This window comes from Nostoc sp. LEGE 12447, from assembly GCF_015206985.1.
In the GTDB taxonomy this organism is placed as follows: domain Bacteria; phylum Cyanobacteriota; class Cyanobacteriia; order Cyanobacteriales; family Nostocaceae; genus Nostoc.
This window is the reverse complement of sequence record NZ_JADEXT010000012.1, coordinates 62,414-89,155: the sequence shown is the minus strand read 5'-3', so window position 1 is coordinate 89,155 and position 26,742 is coordinate 62,414. Positions and strand designations below refer to the sequence as shown.

9 protein-coding genes are annotated in these 26,742 nt (G+C 43.4%); all 9 read right to left on the bottom strand.

What is annotated here, in order from left to right; genetic code table 11:
* Positions 1-286: 286 nt before the first annotated feature.
* The gene (locus IQ274_RS15070; RefSeq protein ID WP_163928079.1) at positions 287-667 is read right to left on the bottom strand and encodes a hypothetical protein; all 381 of its coding nucleotides are present in this window, start codon (positions 665-667) and stop codon (positions 287-289) included.
* A gap of 732 nt (positions 668-1,399) precedes the next feature.
* Positions 1,400-2,488: a 3-deoxy-7-phosphoheptulonate synthase gene (gene aroF, locus IQ274_RS15065; RefSeq protein ID WP_194142740.1), complete on the bottom strand. Its 1,089-nt coding sequence runs from the start codon at positions 2,486-2,488 to the stop codon at positions 1,400-1,402.
* 399 nt (positions 2,489-2,887) lie between these two features.
* Positions 2,888-3,841: an SDR family oxidoreductase gene (locus IQ274_RS15060; RefSeq protein WP_194142739.1), complete on the bottom strand. Its 954-nt coding sequence runs from the start codon at positions 3,839-3,841 to the stop codon at positions 2,888-2,890.
* A 56-nt stretch (positions 3,842-3,897) separates the two neighbouring features.
* Entirely contained in the window at positions 3,898-4,602 is a 705-nt protein-coding gene (locus tag IQ274_RS15055; protein WP_163928085.1) for a DUF4386 family protein, read from the bottom strand.
* Positions 4,603-4,735: 133 nt separating this feature from the next.
* A complete protein-coding gene (locus tag IQ274_RS15050) occupies positions 4,736-5,716 on the bottom strand; it encodes a hypothetical protein (protein ID WP_163928087.1) in 981 nt (326 codons plus the stop codon).
* 176 nt (positions 5,717-5,892) lie between these two features.
* Positions 5,893-10,836 carry a non-ribosomal peptide synthetase gene (locus IQ274_RS15045; protein WP_194142738.1) on the bottom strand — a complete coding sequence of 1,648 codons (4,944 nt, stop codon included), beginning with the start codon at positions 10,834-10,836 and terminating at the stop codon, positions 5,893-5,895.
* A gap of 367 nt (positions 10,837-11,203) precedes the next feature.
* Positions 11,204-18,883, bottom strand: coding sequence for a type I polyketide synthase (locus tag IQ274_RS15040; protein WP_194142737.1), 7,680 nt, complete (start codon positions 18,881-18,883; stop codon positions 11,204-11,206).
* A 141-nt stretch (positions 18,884-19,024) separates the two neighbouring features.
* On the bottom strand, positions 19,025-24,640 hold the full coding sequence (locus IQ274_RS15035; protein ID WP_194142736.1) for a type I polyketide synthase: 5,616 nt from the start codon (positions 24,638-24,640) through the stop codon (positions 19,025-19,027).
* Positions 24,637-26,628, bottom strand: a complete 1,992-nt coding sequence (locus IQ274_RS15030) for a long-chain-fatty-acid--CoA ligase (RefSeq protein ID WP_194142735.1) — start codon at positions 26,626-26,628, stop codon at positions 24,637-24,639. Before IQ274_RS15030 ends, IQ274_RS15035 begins: the two co-directional genes overlap by 4 nt.
* Positions 26,629-26,742: the final 114 nt, after the last annotated feature.

Here is a 26,742-nt window from a genome sequence, read left to right as displayed (position 1 = left end):
ATCAAATGCTTATTCGACATTCTCTCATTGATAGTCGCGCCACTCAGAAGTTATCATGAATAACTATCAATTAAGAAATACCTCCATCTTGGCTCAATGCTAAATAGTTAGTCTGCGATGCCTGCGGTGTTCTAGTTGCGATCGCGGTTCACTAAATCCTGGTGTTAATTGACAGGATAGGTGCGTGGAGAGAGGAGGCAATACCTACAGTGGCAAGCTACGCTGGTGGCAACCCCTTCACCTAATAAGAGAAATGTTTAGACCTGAATCCTTACGAAATGGTAAGCTATAAGTTTTGAGATGAAACTCTAATTGCCGGCTTGCCATCTAGCAAAGTTAGGGTCAAACAACACTTTCCGATTAAGTCAGAATTCCAACAGTAGATTGGAACTCCTCCGTAACAGCAAGAAAACTCTTTAAGCGTTTGTGGTAAGTCTTGAAAAGTAATATTTGTTTGAACTGAATTCACTGCTGAAAGAGCTTCTGCTAGTATAAATATTGAACCGATTTCACCTAATCTTCTGTTTTCTAGCGAAATAGTATTGCCAAATGCAAGTTGATCTAGTTCCAATTCTGTAATCTGTAATCCTATAAGTCTCATCCCTTTCTGAACTTCGCTTGTTTCTAGACCTTTTTTGAATTGTGTTAACTTAGATAAAGTAGACATAGTTTTTAAAGCTGTAATAATAAAAAATTAGGTTTATAGGTTTGTATGCTTTTGAAAAGCATGAGTTTACATCTGTCATTGTGCAAATAATTTTGGCTCTTAGTAACTCTTAGTAATTATGAAAAATTACGCAGCTTAACGCAGGAAGCAGTTCGTGCAAGACTTGCCGAAAGACTAGACAAAATAGTTTTAAACCTGATTCCCTATGTTCGTGGAACTGGTAACAAAGGCTAAAATCCAACTTCAAGACAAGATTGTAATGCAGATTTTCTATGACCTTTGCACCGCAAGAACCTAAAGTTTTATATCCCTCTAAATCTCCCTTTTTAAGGGAGATTTAGATTCCGGTTCCTCCTTTTTTAAGGGGGGGGGGAGATATAAACGTGCCTAAAGGCACAACAAAACACTTTTCAAACAACCTCTTAGTAGTGCAAATACTTAGATTTCTGCTTCTATTTTTTCTATTGCTGAAGCTGGCACCTGTATTTGTTTTCTTCGGTCTAAATTCCCTATTTTTTGGTGTGAAAAGTAGCCATTTTGACAACTCATTGCCTTGCTATCTTTGCTCCCCAACTTTATGTCTAGTGCTTTCTTTTTGCTAAGTTGACATCAATGAAAGCTACTAAGGATTCTACTAGGGCTTGAGAGTTCAATTTTTTTATTGGCAACAGGACAGCTAAAGATTTAAGGAAGTCCTAAACCACTACTAACTTTAGATGGAGATGAATATGTTTAATAGCTCACCAATGAGATAGCTTTTGGCTTTAGATTTGTACTATTGTTGTGAGACGAACGACCAAAGAATTTACTTAGGGCAGTTATTTCGTGCATTAATTCTTTAAATCCTTCCAATGTCAGTGATTGAGGTCCATCTGAAAGTGCTTTAGCTGGATTGGGGTGAACTTCAATCATCAAGGAATCTGCACCAGCAGCTATTGATGCCATTGTCATAGTTGGCACAAATTCGGACTTACCTGTGGCATGACTAGGATCAATCATGATAGGTAAGTGGGTCAGGGTTCGCAAAACTGGAATTGCAGATATATCAAGCGTGTTTCTTGTAAACTGTCGGTCAAAGGTGCGAATTCCTCGCTCACATAGTATAACGTTTGGATTACCTCCGGCTAAAATATACTCTGCTGACATCAACCAATCTTCGATAGTGGCTGACAGTCCCCGCTTCAGTAGCACTGGCTTAGTGGTAGCTCCTAGTTTTTTGAGAAGTGAAAAATTTTGCATATTGCGGGCCCCAATTTGCAACACATCTGCTACTTCGATGAGCTTGTCTAAGTCATCTGTGTCCATGATTTCTGTAATGATTCCTAAACCTGTAGCTTCTTTAGCTTTTGCTAACAAAGCTAGAGCGCTCTCACCGTGACCTTGGAAAGCATAAGGTGATGTACGGGGTTTATATGCTCCACCACGTAAAAATTGTACACCGCATTCTTTCACCGCTTGGGCTGTCTCGACGATCATTTCTTCGTTTTCTACTGAGCAAGGGCCTGCAACTACAACTACAGGATGGTTTTGCCCAAAAGTTATAGGCCCATTAGGTGTTGGTACTACAACCTCACTATGTTCTCCGTAACGAAATTCTAAAGAAGCTCGTTTGAAAGGCTTTTTAACCCTAATCACTTGCTCTATAAAAGGGTTCAAATTTTGAATCTGGCGTGGATCAAGTTCTGAGGTATCTCCCACCAAACCGATTACTACTTTGTGATGACCTACACAGATTTCTGGTGTAAGTTCATGGCGACGAATTTCTTCATTTACTTGTTCTATTTCCGCAGATGGGGTGAAGGGTTTCATTACAATAATCACAAGTTTATCTACTCCTTAAATAGTGCAAAAATTGATAATTTTTAGCGAAAAAGTTAATCCAGATTCGCTGATTTATTGTTAAATACTAATCAGTTAAATATTATAGGTTTATGCAACTAGAGAAGAATTATTTTTAGGTCAGGTTCTAGGTCTAGTGTACCCAAAAGCTCCAAAGAAGGGAAGGATTCCCATCCTTGATGCAAACATCCCTTAACCCACTGCTGTACAGTGACTTTTTATTTTGTTGCTGTGCCAAATTAATGTCATTGAGGGTATAAAGCTTGCACTCTTTAGCGTTAAGCTGAGAAGTAGCACAGTTCCCTTCCCTTATGGTCATAAATATTACCATAAGGGAAAAGGAATGAGATAGTCTAACCTTGACAGAGCTAACCTTAACTTTTACGTTTTTAAGGTTTTGAGATGTTCGCTATACCATGTCAAGGTGTGCCGGATAGCTTCACGTAAAGGGGTAGCATGGTTGCCAAATGCTTGAACGTATTTATCGTGATTTACAACAAATGGCTCATCAAACTCATACATCATCTCGACGGTTTCACGAGCTTCTGGGATAAAAATCCCGCCTAGTCGCATCATGAACTTACCCATTTTACTGATTTTTGGTGGGTGTCCAGCTTCCTCAAAAGCTATGTTAATAAATTGTCGAGTAGTGATAGTCTCAGCATTAGGTACGTGCCAAATTTGACCCAATGCTTTATCCTGTTCCCCTAACACCACCAATGCCTTGCCAAAGTCATCGATAAAGGTATAAGTATGAGGGAGGTCAATTTCACCGATCGCTGATGCAGGCTTCCCAGTCAGTACAGAGGGGAAAATGCGATCGCCCATTACAGAATCAAGTACTAGTGGCCCATAGAAGTCAGATGCTCGACCAATAGCAACTCGTACAATACCTCTACGGTGTGCATCCAAAAGCGCCTCTGCTATCTGCCCACGGACGCGCCCTTTGCGGGTGGTTGCAGCATTCGGCATATCTTCCCGCAACGCACCATTGACAGGTCCATACATATAGAGATTATCTCCCACAACGAGCTTTGTGCCACTGGCGGCTACCCCTTCGACAATGCTAGCTTGCAATGAGGGAAAAAACTCTGGCCATTGGGTGTAGGCTGGTTGTGCACATTGGTAAACGACTGTCGCCCCAGTAGTAACCGCTCGTGTATTTTCGGAATTATAAGCATCGCTGGCGATGATTTCCACATTAGAGGGTACGTCTGCTTTGCCACTGCGGTTAATCATACGCACTCGTTTGTTCCGAGTCAGTAGTTCGCGCATGACGGCTTGTGCTAGGGGGCCAGTACCAAAAATTACATGGAGTTCTTCTGTTGTGTTCATGGGTTGGTTTTGATATTAGGAGAATTATTTTTTTAGATAATAATGCCAGGCTTCATTTAAACTTGGACGTTTTTGTGTCTTAATAAAGTCACACCTGCGGCTAAAAACCAGAGTTGGAGCATGGTCACTGACACGCTAATAAATGCTCCCAAATCCACCCCAAATAGTTCTATTAATTGAGTTGCCAGAAACAGAGCAGCGACGATCCCAAAGATTCCTAGCCAACGTGGTAGTGTTCTTGAACGCAATAAGTAAATTGAGATAATTGTTAACCACAATACGGTAAATAGGCTAACACCTAATACTTCACCGACCGAGCCAGCGTAGTCATTGAGGGTTTTATAGACAACAGCGATCGCTTCACGAGTTTGTGCAGAGATTGAAGGATCGGCATAGACTTGCGCTAAAGCTGGCATCGGTACTAACCAGCGAATAATGCCCAGGCAACGAGTGACAGTAGATGCGATTCCAAAACCTGTTGCCACTTGGAGCCATACAGGGTTAGTTTCCCCATTGCTAACGACACGAGCAGTTAATAAAGCTACTACCCAAAAAAGTAGTGAATAAAGAAGATAAATCAGATAACCAATTCTGACTGGTTCAGCTTTTTTAATTAGTAATGGCAGCATTATACTAGCAGGTTCACCAAGGCTAGCTGGCCAGTTGATTGCTGCACCAAGAATAACAATCGGCACAAACAGCAGTAAACTTTCAACAATTAATACCAGACCAGTAGTTCGGTAAAGTGCTTTGATAGACATAAAGGAATTTATTTTTGACATGATTGCATGAGATAAGGAACACATGATTAGGTAGTAGAGACGTTGCAATACAATGTCTCTACTTGGAACAATTGGGATAATTTTGATAACTAAAACTAATTATGGGTAATTGTTAGTTCTGTAGTTTCTTGCGCTGGGACACAGCAACCAAAACTCCAAACATAAATATTCCCCAAGAAAAAGAAGCTTCTGGAACTGCTTTCAGCGCAACTGCGCGAATTTGCATCGGGTATGGCAGAAGTATCATATCGTATCCATTGCCGCTTGCAAAATTAATATCTAGTTCTCCAAAGTTCTCGTTAACTATCTGAACTCCACCACCAGCAGCATTAACATCATTTAAAAAAGCTGTGGCTAAACCTGCTAGCAATGGATCTAAATCAGATGCTTCTTTTGCTGCAATTGGGTCGGTAAAACTACTTTCAAAATCATCATCAAATGATGGTGTAGAACCATAATCGACAATTGAATAAAAATCAGAATATCCAAAGTCGACTATTTTAGTATTGCCACTGTAGAGTGCTATTTCAACATCATTTGGATTAGCTTTATAAATTCTTTCCTCAAGCGGTGTATTAGGATCAGCGTACCAATCTTGACCGAATATATCTGCACCTAAATTCCAAGTTTGGTTAAAATCGCGATCGCTCTTTTGACCAAACACAAAGCCAATATCATTGAGTGGGATGCCATAATTTGTCAGGTATTGACCAAAGGTAGGGAAGCTATTAATGCTAATCAAACTTGTCATTCTGGTAGCACCGCTAGCAGGTTCTTCCGGGCTTCCTTGGCGACCAGTCCCGTAATATGGGGCATTGTTGAAACCTGGGAAATCTCGGCGCGAATTTAGACCGATTTCCTTATGACCGTGATCTGGAGCCGAAGGATCTGGATTATAGAAAGGCACAAAACCTTGATTTTCAGTCGGCGATCCATTTAACCCCAGAAAATTACTAGATGCTATTGGTCGTGATTTAATAAATTGTAGTTGGTTGTAGTCAAAGCTTAAGTTTGCGGCTTGAGCTGGTGCAGTTGCAGATAAGGCTACAAAGGTGGTGAGTCCAATAAGTTTAGACAGTTGATAAGTACGCATATTTGAGGTTTTAACGAAGCTTTCTTGACATTTTCAGCATCATATTATCACTGGTGTGATATTTTGTAGAGATACCGCAATCTAGCTTGAAAATAGAGAGTGCGGAAGGCGTACAGACGCGATTAATTGCATCTGTACTAGAGAATGGGGGAAAGACCGATGGAAAGTTTGCCACCCTAGTAGGGTTTGTGAAAGTGATTTGTCACTTCTACACCATTGCCTACTAAAGGTAGAACGGCTAGCATCTCTGCCATAAGTTCCAAATAGCGATCGCCAAGTCTACGAATAGTTGCAGGTAAGTGGAAATTCCGAGAGTATTCGATTTCTAAGTGAACAGTGCCATCGGTGATGGAGAAGAAAAACTCTAGTAACGCTGTACGTTTCTGGTCAGGGGAGGACAACCGACTATCTCTATCTTCCTCAATAAACTCAAACAGTTCTAAGGCGGGAGCAGTACGATTTCCTAAGTAGTTAGCTCTGACTGGAGTGAGATTGTTATCGGGATAAACATGATGAGGAAGTTGCTCAGAAATCCAATCAAAAGTTACTCCATTCATCGGCAACTCGTTAAATTTGGCTTGGATTTCCTTGGTGGTTTGCTCCCACTTGATGGAACGTCCTACATTAACCCCGACAGGGAAATTCATCGCAAAGTTACCAACACTATTTAAAAACGTGTGCGTGCTATCTAGATTTCTGCCGTGGCTGCGATGGCTAACGACTACCCAAGGCTGTCCACTCCACTCAGCCATCAACCGATACAAAGTAGAAAGTAGCAACGTGTAGACATTACATTTGTAATACTGTTTGGCTTCACGTAAGAGAATGTTACTACTGTTTTTGGACAGAGTAAATTTTTCGCTGGCGGCGGAAGCCTCTAAATTAGCTCCCTTTTGATGGTCAAAGGGAACTTGGAAGGTATATTCCTGAGAAGGAAATTGAGATTTCCAATAATCTACATGACTTGTCAAAGCTCCTTGTTGTTCCGCCTGCATCAGCACACGCACATAGTCTATATAAGAAGGTATCGAAGGGAGAGGCTGAGACCTCTGAGTTCTGTTCCCCAGCAACTCGCTGTAAGTCAACCATAAGAGATTAAAAATCACCCCAGTACTCAGCAAATCACCGATGATATGATGTCCAACCAGCGAGATATCGTAGCAGGATTCATTCACCTTGATCGCGATTACTTTCATCAGCGGCCATTGGTCGATTTGAAACTGTTGAGCTATTTCTTGTATCCGGTTGTGGATTTCACTGTCTCGCTGTGCAGATGTAAGATGACTACCATCGTAGAATTCAGCACTCAACTTTTGCTCTGGGGAAATTAACTGTTGCCACCATTGTTGATCTCGTTGCACAAACACAGTCCGTAGAGCAGGATGAGTTTCTAGTACAATATTGAGAGCTTGGTTAAATATCTCTGCGTCTAATGGTTGATGGAAAAGAAAACGCGTGTAGCCATTCCATTGATATGGAGCCTCAAAGTATTTCACTAACCAACGTTGAGCAGGGCCTAGAGGTAAGTATTGTTGGGATACTGTTGGCTTTTCTTGAGTGATAGCAGCCAAAATAGCCTTGCGGTCTAGCTTACCATTGTGGGTTTTAGGTAGACTGGCTAGCCATTCCCATCGGTGAGGAATCATGTAATCAGGCAAGCGTTGAGCCAGGAATTCCTTAATTTGTTGATTGTCTACTTGAGAACCAGCCAAGCAAGCTATTAACCGTTTTTGACCATTTTCGTAATCTACAGCTAAAACGGCAGCTTCATTAATCGCGGGATGGCTATTGAGAACACTTTCGATTTCACCCAGTTCTACACGGAAACCACGTATTTTAATTTGATGGTCAATGCGTCCATGATACTCGAAACTGCCATCGGGCAATTCCATAGCTAAATCGCCGGTTTTGTATAAATATTCCCCTGGAACGTGAGAAAAGGGATTAAGCCGGAATGCGTCTGCTGTGCGTTGTGGATCTTTGAGATAACCTTTAGCCAATTGCACGCCGCCAATCCAGAGTTCTCCCATTTTTCCTGGGGCTAATGGCTGCATCTGTTCATCCAAGATTAAGATATACACATTATCTATAGCTTTACCTATAGGAATGCAGATTTCTTGTTCGCCTGGACGTTGACGAATAATGTGTGCGGTGACATCAATGGAAGCTTCAGTGGGGCCATAAAGATTGGCTAAACCAACACTCATGCCATACTTATCAATCCAACGCTGTACAAAAGGTACAGGTAAGGCTTCACCACTAAAGACTAACCAACGCAAATTGGGAAAAGTCCATGATTCTGATTCTAAAGCATTACAAAATTCTCCAAATAGGGAAGGAACAAAGTGCATGACATTGATTTGGTTATCTTTAATCCACTGTGCTAAGAGCCAAGGATTTTTGACTGTTTCTGTTTCCACAGAATAAACAGTAGCTCCCACCATCAAAGGCCAGAATATTTCCCATACTGATATATCAAAACAGCAAGATGTTTTTTGGGCAACGCGATCGCCATAACGCAATTGAAAAGCATTCTGCATCCAAACCAGGCGATTCATGTAACCCCGATGGTTGAGCATCACTCCTTTAGGTTTACCTGTAGAACCAGAGGTGTACAGTACTGTCATCAAGTCATCAGGAGTATTAACATTGGCAGGAGCTATGTCTGAACAACGCGCCCAAGTCTTTTTGTTTAACTGTGTCCAAGCTTTACCTTGCTCAAAAATACCCTCATCTAAGAACATCAAAGTATTTAAAGGTAACTGCTCAGTCAGGCATTCTGCTAACTTGTTTGTCAAGCGATTTTCTGTTAGCAAAATTCCGATTTCAGCGTGTTCTAGTATGTACTTAATCCGTTCATGAGGATATATAGGATCTAAAGGAACGTAAGTTCCGCCTGCTTTGAGAATACCGAGAATCCCCACAAACATCAAAGGCCCACGTCGTGTCATGATCCCCACAAACACGCCTGGTTTAACTCCCTGAGCCTGCAAATAATTAGCCACCTGATTGGAAAGACGGTTCAACTCTGCGTAGGTAATTTGAGTTTCCCCATCCGTCACCGCTATGGCATTGGGAGTACGCTTGGCTTGCTCGATAATTTCCCAGTAAGGAATTTCTTGGGGTTGTTGATTGTTGACAACTGATTGGTTTTGTAAAGAAGATGATTGTTTCTTACCAAGTAGCACAGCCATTTCTTGCAGACTGCGACAAGAAAGCAAGACTTGACGATTTACTTTGCCTAACCGTTTTTCTAACCTCGTAACAATGCGGATGAGTTCCAAAGAATCCATTCCCAATTCTGCTTCCAAATCCTTAGCCATATCATTGGCAGTAATCTGGGAATGGCAGATTTCTGTGGCGATTTCTTGCAGAAGCTGGGCTATATTTACATCTGTTTGTGTTTTGGGTAGTGGCTGTGTTAGTTGCTGAGATGGGATTTTTAGTGAGGCTAATTCCTTGATTTGGGTAATGTATTCATGCATCAATTCATCGATAACAGACTCAGGGAAAAAGTTACTGTCGTAGCTAGCGAACAAATGTAAACTGTCGTCAAATATTTCTTGCAAGATATCAATTGTTCCCGCAGCATTAATACCACCTGCGCGATAATCGATTACATCTATGGGGCCATATTTGTTTTTAATATTAGTCTGTCCTGTAAATGGACAGTATAAATTTGATTTCAGTATGCGGCGATACATAGGTAACATCCGCTCAGGGATTTTGCCATCTTCTAAAACAATATTGTCTCGGAAAGCGATCGCCATTTGACGAGTTTGGGCGCGGTCATAACCGTTAACTAACCCTTGTTGGATTTCCTGATGAACGCGGTTTAACAAGCGTTGCCAATCTTCATTCGGTGCTGGTAAGTCTAGGCTAATGGACAAATTCTGAGCAAAACTACCCACCACATCAGAAGCATCTATGCCTGGATAAACCCGCCCACTGGTGGGAACTTGAACCATAATCGGTTCGTTTTTAGACTTCTCAAACTTGGCAACAGCCCGCACAAACGCACCCACTAGTAGAGAGTTCAGTGGTAATCGCCATTCACGAGTTTGGGCAATTAGTTGATTAGTAATGGCCTTTCCTAAAGAAAATCTGCGGTTATGGAATTTTGGACACAGGGATGTGATGGCATTTCCTGTGGGATTCCATAAGTAAGAATCTTTGCCTCGTCGATTTACATACTCGACCAGTGCTTTGTCTTCTTCTGGGTCTTGCCAAGCATTAATTGATTGCACCAATTCGCTGTAATCTTGAACGGTTGTAGGTGGCTGCAAATTAGGTTGTTCACCGCAGATATGAGCGCGATAGATTTCCATAAATTCGCGTAAGATTACATGACATCCCAGGGCATCAGAAATGAGATGCTCGTTGGCTAACACCAGTTGATAGACTGAATCTTCCAGCCGAAAAACAAAAAATCTATGTAGTGGCCACTCTGTCATTTGCCATTCATAATTGAGGCAGCGATGCAATTCATCATTAATTAGTTGTTCTTGAGCCTCACTATGAAGATGCCTGATATCAGTAACAGGTATATCAGGAGGAGTGGGGTTTTCCATAACTACCATTTCGTAATCCTTGAATCTGGTAGTATCGGGAGGAATGATAAAGCGCGATCGCAGCATCGGATGACGATTCAGCAAGTCTTTCCAAGACTGCCAAGCAACGTTTGAATCAAAATCACCTCGTAAACGTAGAGTAGAAAATAAACTAATTGAGTTTACCACCCAATGACCGAGTAAATGAAAATACTGTCCAGAAAGAATCTCAATCTTTTCTATTTTCTGCTCCTCTTGATTGATAATACTTGCAGATGGTGAAGAATTGGAATTATCTATTTGGGAAACTAAGCACTTATCAGCTATTTGCACGACATCGCCCAAAGTTTGCAATTGCATCAAGTTTTGCAAAGGCAATGTTTCCATAAATTTGGGTTGTATTTCTTGGGGAATTAGTGCAACTAATCCATTCAATAATTCCATCATTTTGATGGAATCTAATCCTAAGTTACCCTCCAAAAACATATCTCGTTCTAATTCTTCGGCATCATGTCCAGTAATTTTGGCGACTAGGGAGAAAATTGGCAACTCTAAGCTCTTAGTAATCATTGCATCCTCTAAAAAAAATAATGTTCGCAATAAAAAATTCCAAAATCTTACCTAATTAAGTAAGTATTGTTTTTAAGTCTAGTTATTCATACAAAATTAAATTTGAATGGATAAGAATTACGAGAAAAATTAATCTTCGCTCTTGTTATGTTACTTATCGCCTTGATCTGAGCTATTTATGCAAAAAGTTAGGAGCAATAAAACAAAGGGTTAGCTTTCTTTGTCTATTGCTTCCTAACTAATTTTGGAAGTTTTATTGCTCTGTGGGTCTTAGTGGTCAGTTATTAGCTGTTCTGCCACTGACTACAGACCTCTGATGAAACTTTACCCACAAGGGGGTAGAGTTTTTTATACTAATAACTTCAGCCTATTTACCAAATCTCTGCAAATCCTGAGCCAGCTTGATGTAACTTAACTGGCGTTGGCTGTCCGTGAGTGGAGACAATTGTTCCATTGGCAACAGTCGAGTTTGGGCTACTGCTACCGGATGCCTTGGCTGTTGGCTATTGTCCACAATCTTCAAGTCCTCAGCCAGCTTGGCGTAGCTTGACTGGCGTTGACTGTCTGTGAGTGGGGATGGTTGTTCTATGGGCACTAGTCGTGGCTGTTGGCTATTGTCCACAATCTTCAAGTCCTGAGTCAACTTAGCGTAACTTGACTGGCGTTGACTGTCTGTGAGTGGAAATAATTGTTCTATGGGTAACAGTCGAGTTTGGGCTACTGTTACTGGATGGGTTTCCAAAACTTTGGCATTTGACTGATGCTGATTGTCTAGGCGTGGTGGTAATAATTCAGCTGCAGGTATGGAGGTTGCTTGATTTTCCTGAGTGCTATCAACTAATGATACTCTGTAGGTTTTACGCTCGAAAGGATAAGTAGGCAGCAGCACCCGACGTAGACCTTGAGGAAATAAGGGTATGCTATTAAACCTCACCCCGGCTACATAAGACCTGGCCAAACTTGTCAACACACGTCCCACCACTGGTTGTCCTTTGTCTAGATATATCCAGACTCCCAGTTCATCCAAACTTGCTAATTTTTGTTTGAGAACTAATGAATCTCCTAAGTGTAGGTAAACACTTTCTTTGGAGATGACATCTTGACACACATCTACATTTAACTGTTCAGATACTTGCACCAGGGCTACCAGTTGATCTGGGGAAATCGTGTCAGAATGGCTGAAAATTCCTTGTGAAGTCACTAATGGGCAAGTCCAGGTTGATGCTGACTGTTCTTTTGCGGACACATCATGAGCAATCAGACCTTTTTGTCCTTCTATTTGTAGGAGCAAAGCGATCGCCTGCTCTAATGTCAACATTCCCCGCAGTGTAGCTGCTACTAGGATACCGGTTTTTTCTACTAATAAACTAGTGGGTTGTAATTCCAAAGACATCAACAAGCGTCCCCAAGCGTATTGCACCGCAAATATATGTGCCTGTTCGCTCATCTCATTTAATCCGGCACGCACGCTATCGTAAGCTACTTGGAATTGGGGGAAACGTTTGCCTAAAGTTTCTACCTCTGCGGGAGCGATCGCACTAGTTCCATCTAATATTAAGTGAAACGGTGTTGTGCGCTGGGGGTTAGCTCGACCTGTATATATCTCTGCTGGTGTTTGTGCCGAACAGATCGCGTCTAAGTAATTGAGCAGATGTTGACGGTCATTGACTACTAAAGCCGCCTTGTAAGGTAATTCCTTCTGGGCATTATTCTGAGTAAAGCAGATTTGGGAAGATTCTTGTTCAGGATGATGAATGATATGTTCACGTAGTTGTCTAGCTACTTCTTGAAGTGCTTGTTGATTCCGTGCAGTCAGACATAACAAATCAGGAGAAGAACTTGTGACCTGGGACTGTAAATTAGCTGCTACCGGGGATTCCTCAAGAATAACGTGACAATTCGTGCCACCAAATCCAAATCCATTCACACCTGCACGTAATGGGTTGCCATTTGGCGACCAGGGTATACTCTTACCCGCCACAGCAAAAGGTGTGTCAGCAAAATTGATATGGGGATTAGGCTCCTCAAAACCTACAGTTTGGGGAATTTTGCCGTGCTGCATGGCCAGTACCACTTTGATCAGGCTGACAATCCCGGAAGCAGACAGCAAATGACCAATAGAGGATTTAACCGAACCAATGGTACAGAATCCCTTTTCATCAGTAAAGCTACGGAAAGCTTGTGTCATCCCTTCTACTTCTACTGGATCGCCCAGGAGAGTACCTGTACCGTGGGTTTCAATGTAGGAGATAGTCCGGAGATCTACGCCACAACTGTTGTAAGCTTGGCGGATGGCTTCTGCTTGACCTTTGGGATTGGGAGCGGTTATTCCCTGGGAGTGACCATCATTATTCACTGCGGAACCTTTAATCACAGCATGAATCAAGTCACCATCTGCCAAAGCCTGCTTGAGTGGTTTGATAATTAATACGCCTGCACCTTCTCCTAAAACGATGCCATTAGCACGGCGGTCAAAGGGATAGCAGGTTCCACTCAGGGAAAGAGCCTGTGCCTTACGTAAAAAAGTGAAGGGGCTAGGACTGAGGTTTAAATTAACCCCGCCGACGATTGCCATACCAGTTTGACCGGAACGTAGACTTTCGCAAGCAATATGTAATGCCACCAGAGAAGAAGAACAAGCAGTGCTAACTGCCATACTTGGCCCCTTGAGGTTTAGGCAATGGCTAACTCGTGCCGCTAATTCGTTGACCTCGTTACCTGCTGCTGACTCAGGGAGAATTTCACTTGGTTGCAGTACTTGTGAGAGCGTTTTGAGCAAATGCTGACGATCTTCAGCAGGAAGGTGATCAAACCAGGAACTCTCTTGCAAACGCTGACGTAATTCCTCGTAATACTGATAATTGGTGAAGTGTTCGATGTAAGTATTTTGTCCACAACCAACAAACACACCGATATTATCTGGGCGATATTTGCCGCCGTAGCCTGCTTGTTGTAGAGCCTGCATAGAAAGCTCTAGGAACAACCTCTGTTGTGGGTCCATCGCCGTAGCTTCCTTGGGAGAGATGCCAAAGAACATCGGGTCAAAGTCGAATGGACTATCTACAAAGCATCCACGTTTGGATATTTGTGCTTGCGGAGAGTTTCCTTTGGCTTCAAAGTAGTGTTGGTTAAACCAACGGTCTTGAGGCACATCTTGAATGACAGAGCGGCCTGCATTGAGTAAATCCCAATACTGCTCTAAGTTATCAGCTCCTGGTATTTTACAAGCCATGCCGATGATAGCGATGTCTTGTTCGGGAACGTCTTGGTATTTTTCCTGGGTAGCGACATTTGGGGGCGCTGATTTTTCGGCTTCCGGGCTAGATGTTTCTTCTGGAGCGATCACCAAAGGTGGGACGTAGTCCATCGCGCTCGTGCTAGCCTTAACAGAATAACCGTACTTGCTTTGTAAATAATCTACCAGGTCATCTGGTGTTTGATATTCAAACAGTAAAGTCGGAAATAATTCCTCACCCAGAGTTGTCCCTAAATGTTGGACAACTTCTACAGTCCCAACAGAATCTAACCCCATTTCTTGGAAAGTTTTGTGTCCTTCCACCTGTGCTTCGGGAATACGTAAATGTTGCAGTAAAACTTCTCGGACAAGCTGTCGCAGATTGCGAGATTTAGTTTGTGGTTGGCTCGTGGAGGATTTTTGTGCTATTTCTGGGGTGGCTTGAGCAATTAAGTCAATGATGTGAATTACACCAGAAGCATCCAAAGATAGAGCCTTAATAAAGGCATTAGCAGCTGGCTCTGGTTCCAAAGGATTTAAACCTTTGGATTTTACCATTAATAAAGTTGATGCCCCTAAAAGAGCGCCCATACCGCGATCGCTCCACAGGGAATAATTTAAAGCTAAGGAGCGTCCTTGACCGCCATGCTGTGTCCGGTAGATGGCATAACTATCGAGAAAAGTATTGGCTGCGGCATAATCGCCCATGCCGGTTCCCCATTCGGCTTTAGAAGCGGAAACCGAGGATAACAACACAAAGTATTTCAGGGGTTCGTTGCGGGTAACAGCATCCAAAATGATAGTTCCTTGAACCTTCGGCGCTAAAACTTTGGCGACTGCCGCAGGTTGTTTTTGCAGTAATTTAAATGTGCTATGGTCAACTGCACCCGCCGCATGGATGACTCCATGCAGGTTGCCAAAGCGAGATTTGATGTTCTCGATTAATTGCTTCATCCCCAAGGCATCTGTCACATCCACAGCCTGATACATGACTGTGGCTCCGAGTTGCTCTAATTGCTCAATTGCCTGGATACGTTGCTGGGTAGACGCATCATGACTACCAGACTGCCATTCTTGTTTGGGGGGGAGTGGATGGCGACCTGTTAGCACCAAATTGATGGGTACTTGTCGAACCAAAGCTAAGGCTATTTCTGTCCCGACAGCACTGGAACCACCAGTAATCAACCAGGTTTCTCCTGCCGACAAAGGTAGAGAATTGTTATCTGTAGGTACATTAATTCTTTCCAAGGTACGGCTCAACCGTTGACCATGACGGATAGCAACGATACCTTCACCAGTAGGGGCTGCCTTCATTTCCTGGAACAAAATATCGGCTAATTTTTCTGGCAGATAAACATCTTGGTTAAAATCTACGACTTTTGCTTTAATCTGAGGATTTTCTTGTGCCACCACCTGTGCCAGTACACCTGCCATAGATTGATGTACACCGTGTAGGGAATCATTTGGAGATATTGGATAAGCACCTTGAGTTACCACTAATAAATTGAGGGGAGAGGCTGGGTAATGTTTGACTAGAGCCTGTGTCAAAAACAAAAGACTATAAACACGTTCATTGAGCAGGCGGTCATTTTCTAGTAATTGTTCTGGGGATGTTGCCCACAAACTATAGTTCCACAGATGCACGGCTGCGGTGACTGTAACACCGTCTGCTTTGATATTTTTAATTAGCTGTTCGTAGTCTTCAATGGATGCCGGATTAATAGTGAAATATTGTGCTGTTTGCTTAAAGCTCTCCCCTGGGGTGACAAAATATGTCGTGTACTTTTTAGCGTCGAACAGCTTTTCTAAATTTTCTCCTACTTGGTGGCGATCGCTAAAGATCAAAATTGCCCCTGAAGGAATATCTTGAGATTGGCTTGACACCTCTGGAGTCCATTGCCAACTATGAAACCAATTCGATGGTACAGCCAGAGGAATTCTTGGCAAAGCTTTGACTTGGGAAATAGCTGGCAGACTTTTCTCCTGCAAGGAGAGAGGTTTTGAATTCTCCTCTGGTAGGGAAGGGGGCTGGGGGGTTAGGTTTCGCGTTAGGTTTTCCACCCAGTAGCGTTGGCGTTGAAATGGGTAGGTTGGTAGTGCCAGGCGGCGGCGCTGATAATTATGGTCAAATGCAGTCCAATTGATTTTTATACCCCTGATGTACAACTCACTTAAACTAGCAAGCAATTGTGACCAGTCCGGTTGTCCTTTTTTCAGAGAAGTTAGCCAAGTGCCTGTACCTTCTGGCAAGCATCTTTTACCCATGCCTACTAATGTGTTACTCGGCCCCATTTCTACAAAGATTTCATACCCTTGTTCATGTAGCGTCTTGATGCCGGCATAAAATCTTACTCCTTCTCTCAGATGCTGTCGCCAGTAAGTTGCATTGGGAATTTCTTGGTATTTAAATATTTGTCCAGTCAAATTCGAGATTAGGGGAATACGCGGCGCTTGAAACTGCACCGAGCTAGCTATCTGCTCAAAGGGATCGAGGATGCTAGCCATTAAAGGGGAGTGGAAAGCGTGAGAAACCTGCAATGGTTGGGCGTTAATTCCTTGAGTTGCCAATTCTTTCAGCACGGCTTGGACAGCTTCTCTGGCTCCAGAAATAACGATATTTTCTGGGCCATTAATCCCGGCAATTGCCACTTGCCCTGTGTAAGCAGCTAAAATGCCGTTAATCCGTGCTTCATTGGTGAACACTGCTGCCATCATGCCATTTTGGGGTAGAGATTGAATTAAGCGCCCCCGCTCGGCAATTAATTTCAGCCCATCTTCCAAGCTGAACACTCCAGCAACGCAAGCGGCTACATATTCACCCACGCTATGACCCATAACTGCATCTGGTACAATTCCCCAAGATTTCCACAGTTCAGCTAGGGAGTACTCTAAAGCAAACAGTGCTGGTTGAGTATATGCTGTTTCATTCAAAGGGGAAGTAACATCAGATGTGGGGTAAAGTACTGACAACAAAGGTTGCTGAAGATAGGGACGCAAAATTTCATCGCATCGGTCTAAAGTCTTACGGAACGTCGGCTGGGTTTCGTAAAGTTGCCGTCCCATTTCCACATACTGAGAACCTTGCCCTGTAAACAGGAATACAACTTTGGAACGCTTCTTCTGTGCTTGACCACTGACTAACGTGCTGGTCTGCTTTTGGCTAGCAAAAGCTGTTAGTTGTTCGCGCAAGTCTGTGTTGGATGCAGCAACAACAGCAAGACGGTGTTCAAAATGTGATCGCCCGGTGTTAGCTGTAAAACAAATATCTGCTAAAGATGTTTCTGGATGGGATGTTAAAAAAGATTCATAGCGGCTAGCCATTGCCAGTAGTGCTGCCTCAGTTTTGGCTGATAAACTCAAAAGATGAAAGGGACGCTCAATTAATTTTGAATTTTGAATTTTGAATTTTGAATTGTTATCTGGTGCTTCTTCGATAATCAGATGGGCATTAGTGCCACTCATACCAAAGGAACTAACCCCAGCCAAGCGTTTGCCGTTGACGGCTGGCCATGGAGTTGGCTTAGTTGGCACAGCAACCGCAAGTTTGTCCCAAGGAATATGAGGACTGGGCTGTTGTAAATGCAGATGTGGCGGTATCTCTGCGTTTTGTAAAGCCAGCACCACTTTCATTAAACTGGCAACTCCCGCAGCTGATTCTAAATGACCCAACTGAGTTTTTACGGAACCAATCAGCAAAGGTTGCTCTGGAGAACGTCCTTGACACAACACTGAGCCTAAAGCTCTCACTTCAATGGGATCTCCCAAAGATGTGCCTGTACCGTGGGTTTCTACATAACTAATTTGTTCTGGTGCTACCTTAGCGTTGGTGAGTGCTTGATTAATCAATTTCTCTTGAGCTAGCCCATTCGGTACTGTCAGACCACTGCTAGCACCGTCGTGATTAACTGCCGAGCCTCGTACCACAGCCAAGATATTATCATTGTTAGCGATCGCATCTGATAAACGCTTGAGTACAACTATGCCACAGCCTTCTCCACGTACATAACCATCGGCTTTGGCATCAAAGGTCTTACAACGACCATCTGGAGCCAGCGCCCTCATTCTGCTCAGACCAATGGAGGCTTCCGGTGCTAATATCAAATTGACTCCACCAGCTAAAGCCATATTGCACTCACCTGAACGCAAGCTCTGACACGCCAGGTGAACTGCTAGCAATGAAGAAGAACAAGCTGTGTCTAACTGCATCACAGGCCCTTGCAAGCCGAGGACATAAGCTAGGCGACCGATGGCAATACTCCGAGCATTTCCTAAACTGCTGTAAGCATCAATGCGGTTATGATCGCCGGAATATAGGTTAAATCGGGAATAATCTTCCATAAAGAGTCCCATAAAGACTCCCGTCTGGCTGCCGTTTAATTCCTCTGGGGATTGTCCGGCGTTTTCGACGGCTTCCCAGCCTACCTCCAGCAGTAGCCGATGTTGGGGGTCCATGCTGGCTGCTTCTAGAGGGGAAAGTCCAAAGAAATGAGGATCAAATTGATCTACCTGTTTAATAAAGCCACCATAGCGGGTGTAAATTTTCCCCAGAGTGTTGGGATTTGCATTGTAATACTCATCCACGTCCCATCTGTCAGCCGGAACTTCAGTGATAGTATCTACCCCATTGTGGAGTAATTCCCAGAATTTCTCAGGGTAGTCGGCTCCCCCAGGAAAGCGACAGTTCATCCCAATAATGGCGATTGGTTCTGTCTTAGCGTTCTCCACTGCGTCCAACTTGGCACGCATTTCTTTTAAGGCTAAAACTGAACGTTGTAATGGAGATAATTGGTTGATGTCTGAAGTGTTACTCATTTTAAGAAATTGCGTAATTAATAGACAAAGAAATTGAGTCTGAAGTCAGACTCATTTAGCTGTGTAAGTAAATAAATAAATGTCTTTTGTAGACTTATCGGAGTTAAGCAGGTGATTTACGCAAGTTCACAAGTAATTACTTCAGACACCCAGCAAAGCCTCTAATTCTTGGTCAACTAATGCTGCTAATTCGTCTTCAGAATATTGCTGAATATCTATTAACAAATTAGTTTGCACTTCAGTCTCTATTTGCGGCTCCACCACAACTGGCTCTGCTACATTCAAGGAAATTACATTGTTGAGCAGATATTCAGCCAAGGATTCAATTGTGGGATATTCAAAGGTCAAAGTCGAAGGTAGAGAATTTCCTAAGCTGGTTTCCAGTCGGTTCTTCAACTCGATGGACATGAGAGAGTCCATCCCCATATCGAAAAAGCCCTGTTGCGGATTTGGTTGATAAGCTGCTTCAAACCTGAGAACTTGGGCAACCTCACTTTGAATATAAGCAATCAAAACATTCTGGCGATCGCTAGCAATAGTTTCCTCTAATTGACGCAGAAGTTCAAGTTGTTTGGCTGATTGTGCAAAATTCCCTTGTGGCTGAGTTTGGGGAGCTAAATCGGAAATTAAGGGTGCTGCGCCTCCTGGTGGGAATTGCTGGAGGAATTTTTCCCAATTGACTGACATTACACCAACTTGGGTGGCATCTTGTCTCAATAAATCTCCCAGTAGTTGCAATCCCAATTCTGAGGACATGGTAGCAAAACCACTCTCAGCTATTCGCTGTTGGCTACGACTATCTAAATCTGCTGCCATCCCAACTTCTGCCCAAGGCCCCCAGTTAATGCTCAAACCTGGCAAACCCAAACCTCGACGATAATGAACTAAGGTATCCATGAACGCATTAGCGGCTGCATAGTTTCCTTGGCTGGGTGAACCAAGTAATGAAGCGACCGAGGAGAAGCAGACAAAGAAATCTAAAGGTAGGTCTTTGGTCAATGTGTGCAGATTCCATGCCCCTTGCACCTTGGGAGCAAGCACTTTAGCAAAGCGGCTCCAATTTTGTTGCAGTAATACCCCGTCATCTAAAACACCAGCCGCGTGAAAAATACCCCGTAGAGGTGGATAGTTAGTTTTGATTCCCTCTAACACCTGAGCCACATCTTCAGAGTTAGACACATCTGCTGTGACAACTAGAACTTTTGCCCCTGCTTGCTGTAGTTGATTGATAGCTACTTGAGTATTACCAACCACTCCACGCCTGCTAGTTAAAACTAAGTTTTTGGCTCCTTGTGCTACCATCCACTGGGCGACTTGCAGCCCTAGCGCCCCTAGACCACCCGTAATCAAATAAGTCCCATCTTCACCAATTACCACTTGATTCACCGGGTTTTGAGCTTGGCGACGTACCAACCGGGAGACTTTCCGCACTCCTTGACGGAATGCCACTTCGTCTTCTTGGTCTGGGAAGCACAACTCTGCTAATAATTCTTCAATTTCGTTCCCATTACCAACTGGGTCTAAATCCAACCGCACACATGATAATTCTGGATGTTCTAAGGGAATAACACGTCCCAAGCCCCACAAAGCAGCCTGAGTTATGGCTAAAGCATCGGACATTGGCTCTACTGGCTGGGTTCCTCTGGTGACTAACCACAGACGGGGAGACTTAGACCAAGTTGATTTTGCCAAGGCTTGAACCAAATGCAGCACATTACCACAGCCAGTATTTAAAGTCTCCAGCGTCTCCTCCAGCCCCCACAGGTATACTACCCCACGACAGGGAGGTTGGTTATTACCTAAGCTTGCTTGAATTAACCTCTGAAAATCTTGTGGTTCTGAGGGATTGATGTAGTAATGTTCTGCATCGGCTTGATATTCGGCACTGGGAGAAACTAAGATAGTGCGATCGCCACGTTCTTTGAGTAGTTTTGCTAACTTAACCGCCGTTCCTTGTTGGTCAGCAAATATCAGCCAACTTCCTTCTTGTGCCTGTGCCAATTGATAATTTTGCTCACGAGCCTTTGGTTGCCAAGCTACTTCATACAGCCAATCACCTAAATCTTTTTGCAGACTTTGCAGCAAAGTTGCCCGACGAACTTTCCTCACTTCAAAACCGATGATTTCGGCGATTAACTGCCCATTTTGGTCGAACAGATGTACGTCACCAATTAAGCTTTGCTGATTAGATGTTGGTGTTTTCTGACCATGACACCATAGTTGATGACCAGGATGGGAACGACCATAGAATCTAAAGCTACCGATGCTAAAAGGAATGTACATATAGTCATTCTCAACTTGCTCGGCAGGATTAACATCCCAGCAAACGTTGAGTAGTTGCAAGCATGAATCAATTAATCCCGGATAAAGTTGATAGTTATCGAGTTCGTCTGGTAATTGGGGCAGTTTCATTTGACATACAGCTTCTCCATCCTGATGCCAAATATTTTCTAGCCATTGAAATGAAGTTCCCCAACTGTAGCCAACTGCTTGAAAACTAGAGTAAAATTGCGTTCCCGATAAAACTTGAGAACATCTAGCCTTGACTTCTGCTACATCTACGAAATTGGGTACTGGCGAGAACAGCCGGACTTTTCCTGTGCCATGTGTTTTCCAAGAGTTGACCTCGTTTTCTGCTTCTCCACCTAAAAAACTAATGATTTGAAAGGAAGTCTCTTCTGTTGTTTGGGGTGTCAAAACTAACTGAACTGTTGTACTGCCCTCATCTGGGCAAACCAGCGTATTTTGAAACAACAAATCTTCGATGATGCAAGATTCATTGGGGAAAGCCTCCTTAACTGCGGATAGAAGCATCGAGATATAAGATGCACCAGGAACTATTCTGACTTCGTTTAATTGATGATCCTCTAGGTAAGCAGGCGAATTGGGGCTAAATTGGGTTTCAAAGCGAATTTCTGGAGAAAATGGTAATTTTAGCCGTTGACCAAGTACAGGGTGGAGGGTTTTGCTAGCCTTGGCGGGTAAAGTCTGTTGGCGATGAGATGTCTCAACCCAGTAACGCTGGCGCTGGAAGGGATAATTTGGCAGCACTAGGCGACGACGGGGATAATCTTGATCAAAGCCAGACCAGTTGATTGATGCCCCACGCAAGTATAATTCTTGCAAGCTTTGAAGTAGCTGTTGCCAATCCGACTGTCCTGAGCGCAAACTAGGGAGCCAAACTCCTACTCCTTCGGGGAGACACTTACGACCCATTCCCAGTAAAATTGGTTTTGGCCCGACCTCTAGAAAAATTTCACAACCTTGCTGCTCAAGGGTTTCCATCCCAGAAGCAAATCTCACAGACTGGCGCAAATGTCTGACCCAATATTCCGCATTGGTGATTTCTGTAGTCACTACTGTGCCAGTAACATTAGAAATCAGTTTGATATTAGGTGATGAAAAGCTGACTTCTGAGGCAATGCGCGCAAATTCCGCTAACACTGGTTCCATTAAAGGAGAATGGAAGGCATGGGAAACGTTTAACTTGACACTATTAACGCCTTCGCCTTGGAGAGTAGACACCACTGCTGCGACTGCTTGATGTTGTCCTGAAATAACGACACTTTCCGGGCCGTTAATGGCAGCAATCGATACTTGATCGGCATAAGGTTGAATAGCTGCCAATACTCGCGCTTCTGAGGCGAATATATTGACCATTGCCCCATCTTGAGGTAATGACTGCATGAGGCGAGCGCGGACAGCAACCAATTTTAGTCCATCTTCCAGACTAAAAACTCCTGCTATACAAGCGGCAACATACTCACCCAAACTATGACCCATAACTACTGTAGGTTCTATGCCCCAAGATTTCCATAACTGGGAGACTGCATACTCTAGGGCAAATAAAGCTGGTTGGGTGTAGGCGGTCTCATTGAGAGGGCTAGTCCCAGATTCAGGATAGAGAATCGACAGTAAAGGCTGTTCTAAATAAGGACGGAGAATTTCATCACAACGATCTAAAGTTTGCCGGAATGTCGGTTGTGTTTCGTAGAGTTCTCGCCCCATACCTATATACTGAGAACCCTGTCCGGTAAATAGAAAGGCAATTTTCGGGCGCTTTTTGTTGTGTAATTGTCCACTCACACCTGGATTTTTACCTGCTGCAAAAGCTTCCAATTGTTGGCGTAAGTCCTGAGTAGATTCAGCGACAACAGCCAACCGATGGTCAAAATGCGATCGCCCTGTGTTTGCTGTGAAACAAATATCTGCTATATTTGCTTTGCTATCACCTACCAAAAAAGATTCGTAGCGGCTGACAAGTGACTGTAGTGCTGATTCAGTTTTCGCCGATAAACTCAAAAGATGAAGCGGACGCTCAATTAATTTTGAATTTTGAATTTTCAATTTTGAATTGTTATCTGGTGCTGCTTCCAAAATCAAATGGACATTTGTACCACTCATGCCAAAGGAACTGACCCCAGCTAGTCGTCGTCCATCTGCCCCTAATGGCCATTGTGTGGGCTGAGTCGGAACCACAACCGACAGTTTTTCCCAAGGAATATAGGGATTAGGTTGTTGAAAATGTAAATGTGGTGGTATCTCTGCGTGCTGGAGAGCTAACACAACTTTCATTAACCCGGCAACTCCGGCGGCTGATTCCAAATGACCAACCTGAGTTTTTACCGAACCGATAGTTAGGGGATTGTCTTGGGAGCGACCTTGACCTAATACTGCTCCCAAGGCTAACACTTCAATGGGATCGCCTAAAGGTGTACCAGTCCCGTGAGTTTCCACATATTGAATCTGATGGGCTTGGACGTTGGCATTTTCTAAGGCTTTGCGAAGTAATTTTTCTTGAGCTGAACCATTGGGGGCTGTCAAACCATTACTAGAGCCATCATGGTTGTATGCTGAACCCCGAATCAATGCCAGAATAGGATCGCCATCAGCTAAAGCATCAGATAAACGTTTGAGTACTACTATGCCACATCCTTCTCCGCGTCCGTAACCATCGGCGCTGGCATCAAAAGTTTTACAGCGACCATCGGTAGATAAGGCTTTTAATTTACACAGACCAATGGAAGGATCTGGTGAGAGAATCAGGTTGACACCGCCAGCTAAAGCCATATTGCATTCTTGAGAACGGAGGCTTTGACAAGCTAGATGCACCCCTAACAGCGAAGACGAGCAAGCTGTATCTAACTGCATGGTAGCTCCTTGCAGACCCAAGACGTAAGCCAAACGCCCAGCCGCCATACTTCTGAGAATACTTAAAGTATTGTAGGCATCAATTTGAGTGCGATCGCCATAAAAGCTCAGTTGTGAGTAGTCATCCATAGACAGCCCGACGAATACCCCAGTAGGACTGCCATTTAACTTTTCTGGTGCTTGTCCAGCATTTTCTAGCGCTTCCCAGCTTACTTCCAAAAGTAGCCTCTGTTGAGGGTCGAGGCTGACGGCTTCGCGGGGAGAGATGCCAAAGAACTGAGCATCGAACTTGTCTACCTCATTTAAAAAACCGCCGTACTGGGTGTACATTTTCCCCAACATATCGGGGTCTGGATGATAAAACTCATCCACTGGCCATCTTTGTGCAGGAATTTTGCTAATGGCATCTACCCCATTATGTAATAAATTCCAGTAATCCTCTGGGTTATTGACACCCCCAGGTAAACGGCAAGACATTCCAATAATAGCGATGGGTTCTTTCTGTAATTGCTCAACAGTATCAACTTCAGACCGCATCCGCCGCAATTCTAAAATGGCATTTTCTAGTAACAAGCGGTAATTTGTATTCTCTGAATTAGGAATCATACTAATCTCCTTTGTTTAACTGTGGCAATTTCTCTGGTAAGTAATTCAGCTATTTCCGCGTCTGAGAGTGCTTTTAAGTCTGCTGATTCGGTCAGTTCTGCTTTGTTTGCAGGCAATTCTACAGACACCAACAGACTTTCTGCGTGCAAATTAGACTCTGGCTTTGTCTTGGCTAATTCTGTCGGTTGGGGAATTTTTTGACTGGCTAGGTGGCGTGCTAAAGATTCGATGGTGGAGAAGTTCCAGACTATAGTTGCTTCTAAGGGATATCCCAACCATTCACTCAATTCTTGGGCTAACTTGACAGCCCTGACGGAATCTAATCCATAATCAGCAAATGACTTACTTTGGTCGATTGACTGGGCTGCTACTGCCAATTTTCTCACGACCCAATCCATAATCCAGTTTTCGATCAATTCGGCAGTTTGGTAAGAGACATTTACCGACGCAGATGTCTGAGTTTTGCTAACCACAGTACTATGGGAAGGTGCAGCAGAATTTTCTTGCCTTAGTAGCCGCTTGAGTATTTTGCCAGTCGGGTTCTTGGGGATCGAGGAGACAAATTCGACGGCACTAGGAACTTTATATTTAGCCAGTTTCTGGTAACAGAATGCAATTATTTCTTCTTCTGTAACTACTTGGTCTGGTTTGAGGACAACACTAGCTTTCACCTGTTCACCTAGTATTGAATCTGGTACACCGTAGACAGCTACCTCTGCAATACCTGGATGCTGGTAAATAACATTTTCAACTTCGGCTGGGTATACTTTTAATCCACCGTTGTTGATCATATCTTTGAGGCGGTCAACGATGTAAAAGTAGCCCAATTCATCTATTTGACCAATGTCACCGGTGTGAAACCATCCGTTCTTAATGGCTTTGGCAGTTTCAGCCGGGCGATTCCAGTAACCTAGCATGACATTGACACCGCGAATAACGATTTCGCCGAGTTCACCAGGGGTAACTTCACAACCATCATCGAGGCTGACAATCTTCATCTCGACATTTTCAATTGGTGAACCAATAGAACCCAGTTTGTACCTCAATTCGTGGTTATAGCTAGCTAAGGGTGATGTTTCTGTAAGACCATACCCTTGGTTGATGACTTTACCAAACTTGTCTTGCCAACGTTTGGCAATTTCTACAGGCAAACCTGCGGCCGCAGAGAAGTAGTAACGCACTGAATCCAAATCGCGGATAGATGCTTTATCGCATAAAAGAATAAAAGTAGTGGGAACACCAAAAAAGATTGTAATATTATATTCGCTTATAGTTGTCAGTACCGTTTCTGGGTCGAATGATCGCTGTAAAACGATAGTTGCACAGGTATTAAGTCCACTATTGAGAACTGCATTCTGCCCGAAACAGTGGAACATCGGTAAAAATAGTAAAATTTGATCGTTAGGGCGCATTTCGCAACAGTGATTCATTGAGTGCATATTGGAAATCACATTGCCATGAGATAAAGTAGCGCCTTTAGGGAAACCTGTTGTACCAGAAGTATAAAGAATCGCCGCCGGATCATCACGTTCCATCTCCACAGCACGGGCGCTAGGGGAAGCATTTGCCATGAATTCACTCAATGCGATCGCGTCAGTTGCTTTCCCCTCAGCAATTAAGATGTGCTTAAGGTGCGGTAAATCGGCTTTGGGCAATTTTTCTCGCAGCGTTTCTGTGGTTACGAGTACAACTGCTCCACAGTTATTTAGAATAAACTTGAGTTCATCGCTTTGCAGACTTGGGTTAATGGAAACTGCGATCGCCCCAATCTTGAGAATCCCCAGATAGGAAATAACAAATTCAGGAATGTTTGGTAATAATAATGCTATGCGATCGCCACGCTCAATCCTTAACCCCAGTAAAGCATTGGCAAAGCGATTTGCCATTTCATTCAGTTGTTTATAAGTAAAATATAAGCCTTCAAAAATGAGCGCTGGTTTGTTAGGAAAAAGGCAGCAACCACGCTCCACATTTTGGGAAATATTCATAAAAGTTGTTGCAAGATTTAAGTTGTAGCTCTTGTTGTACTTATCGCCTTGATGTAGAGAATTTATGCAATAAGTGGATGAAATTAGTAAACAGTCAACAGTTAAATTAACTGC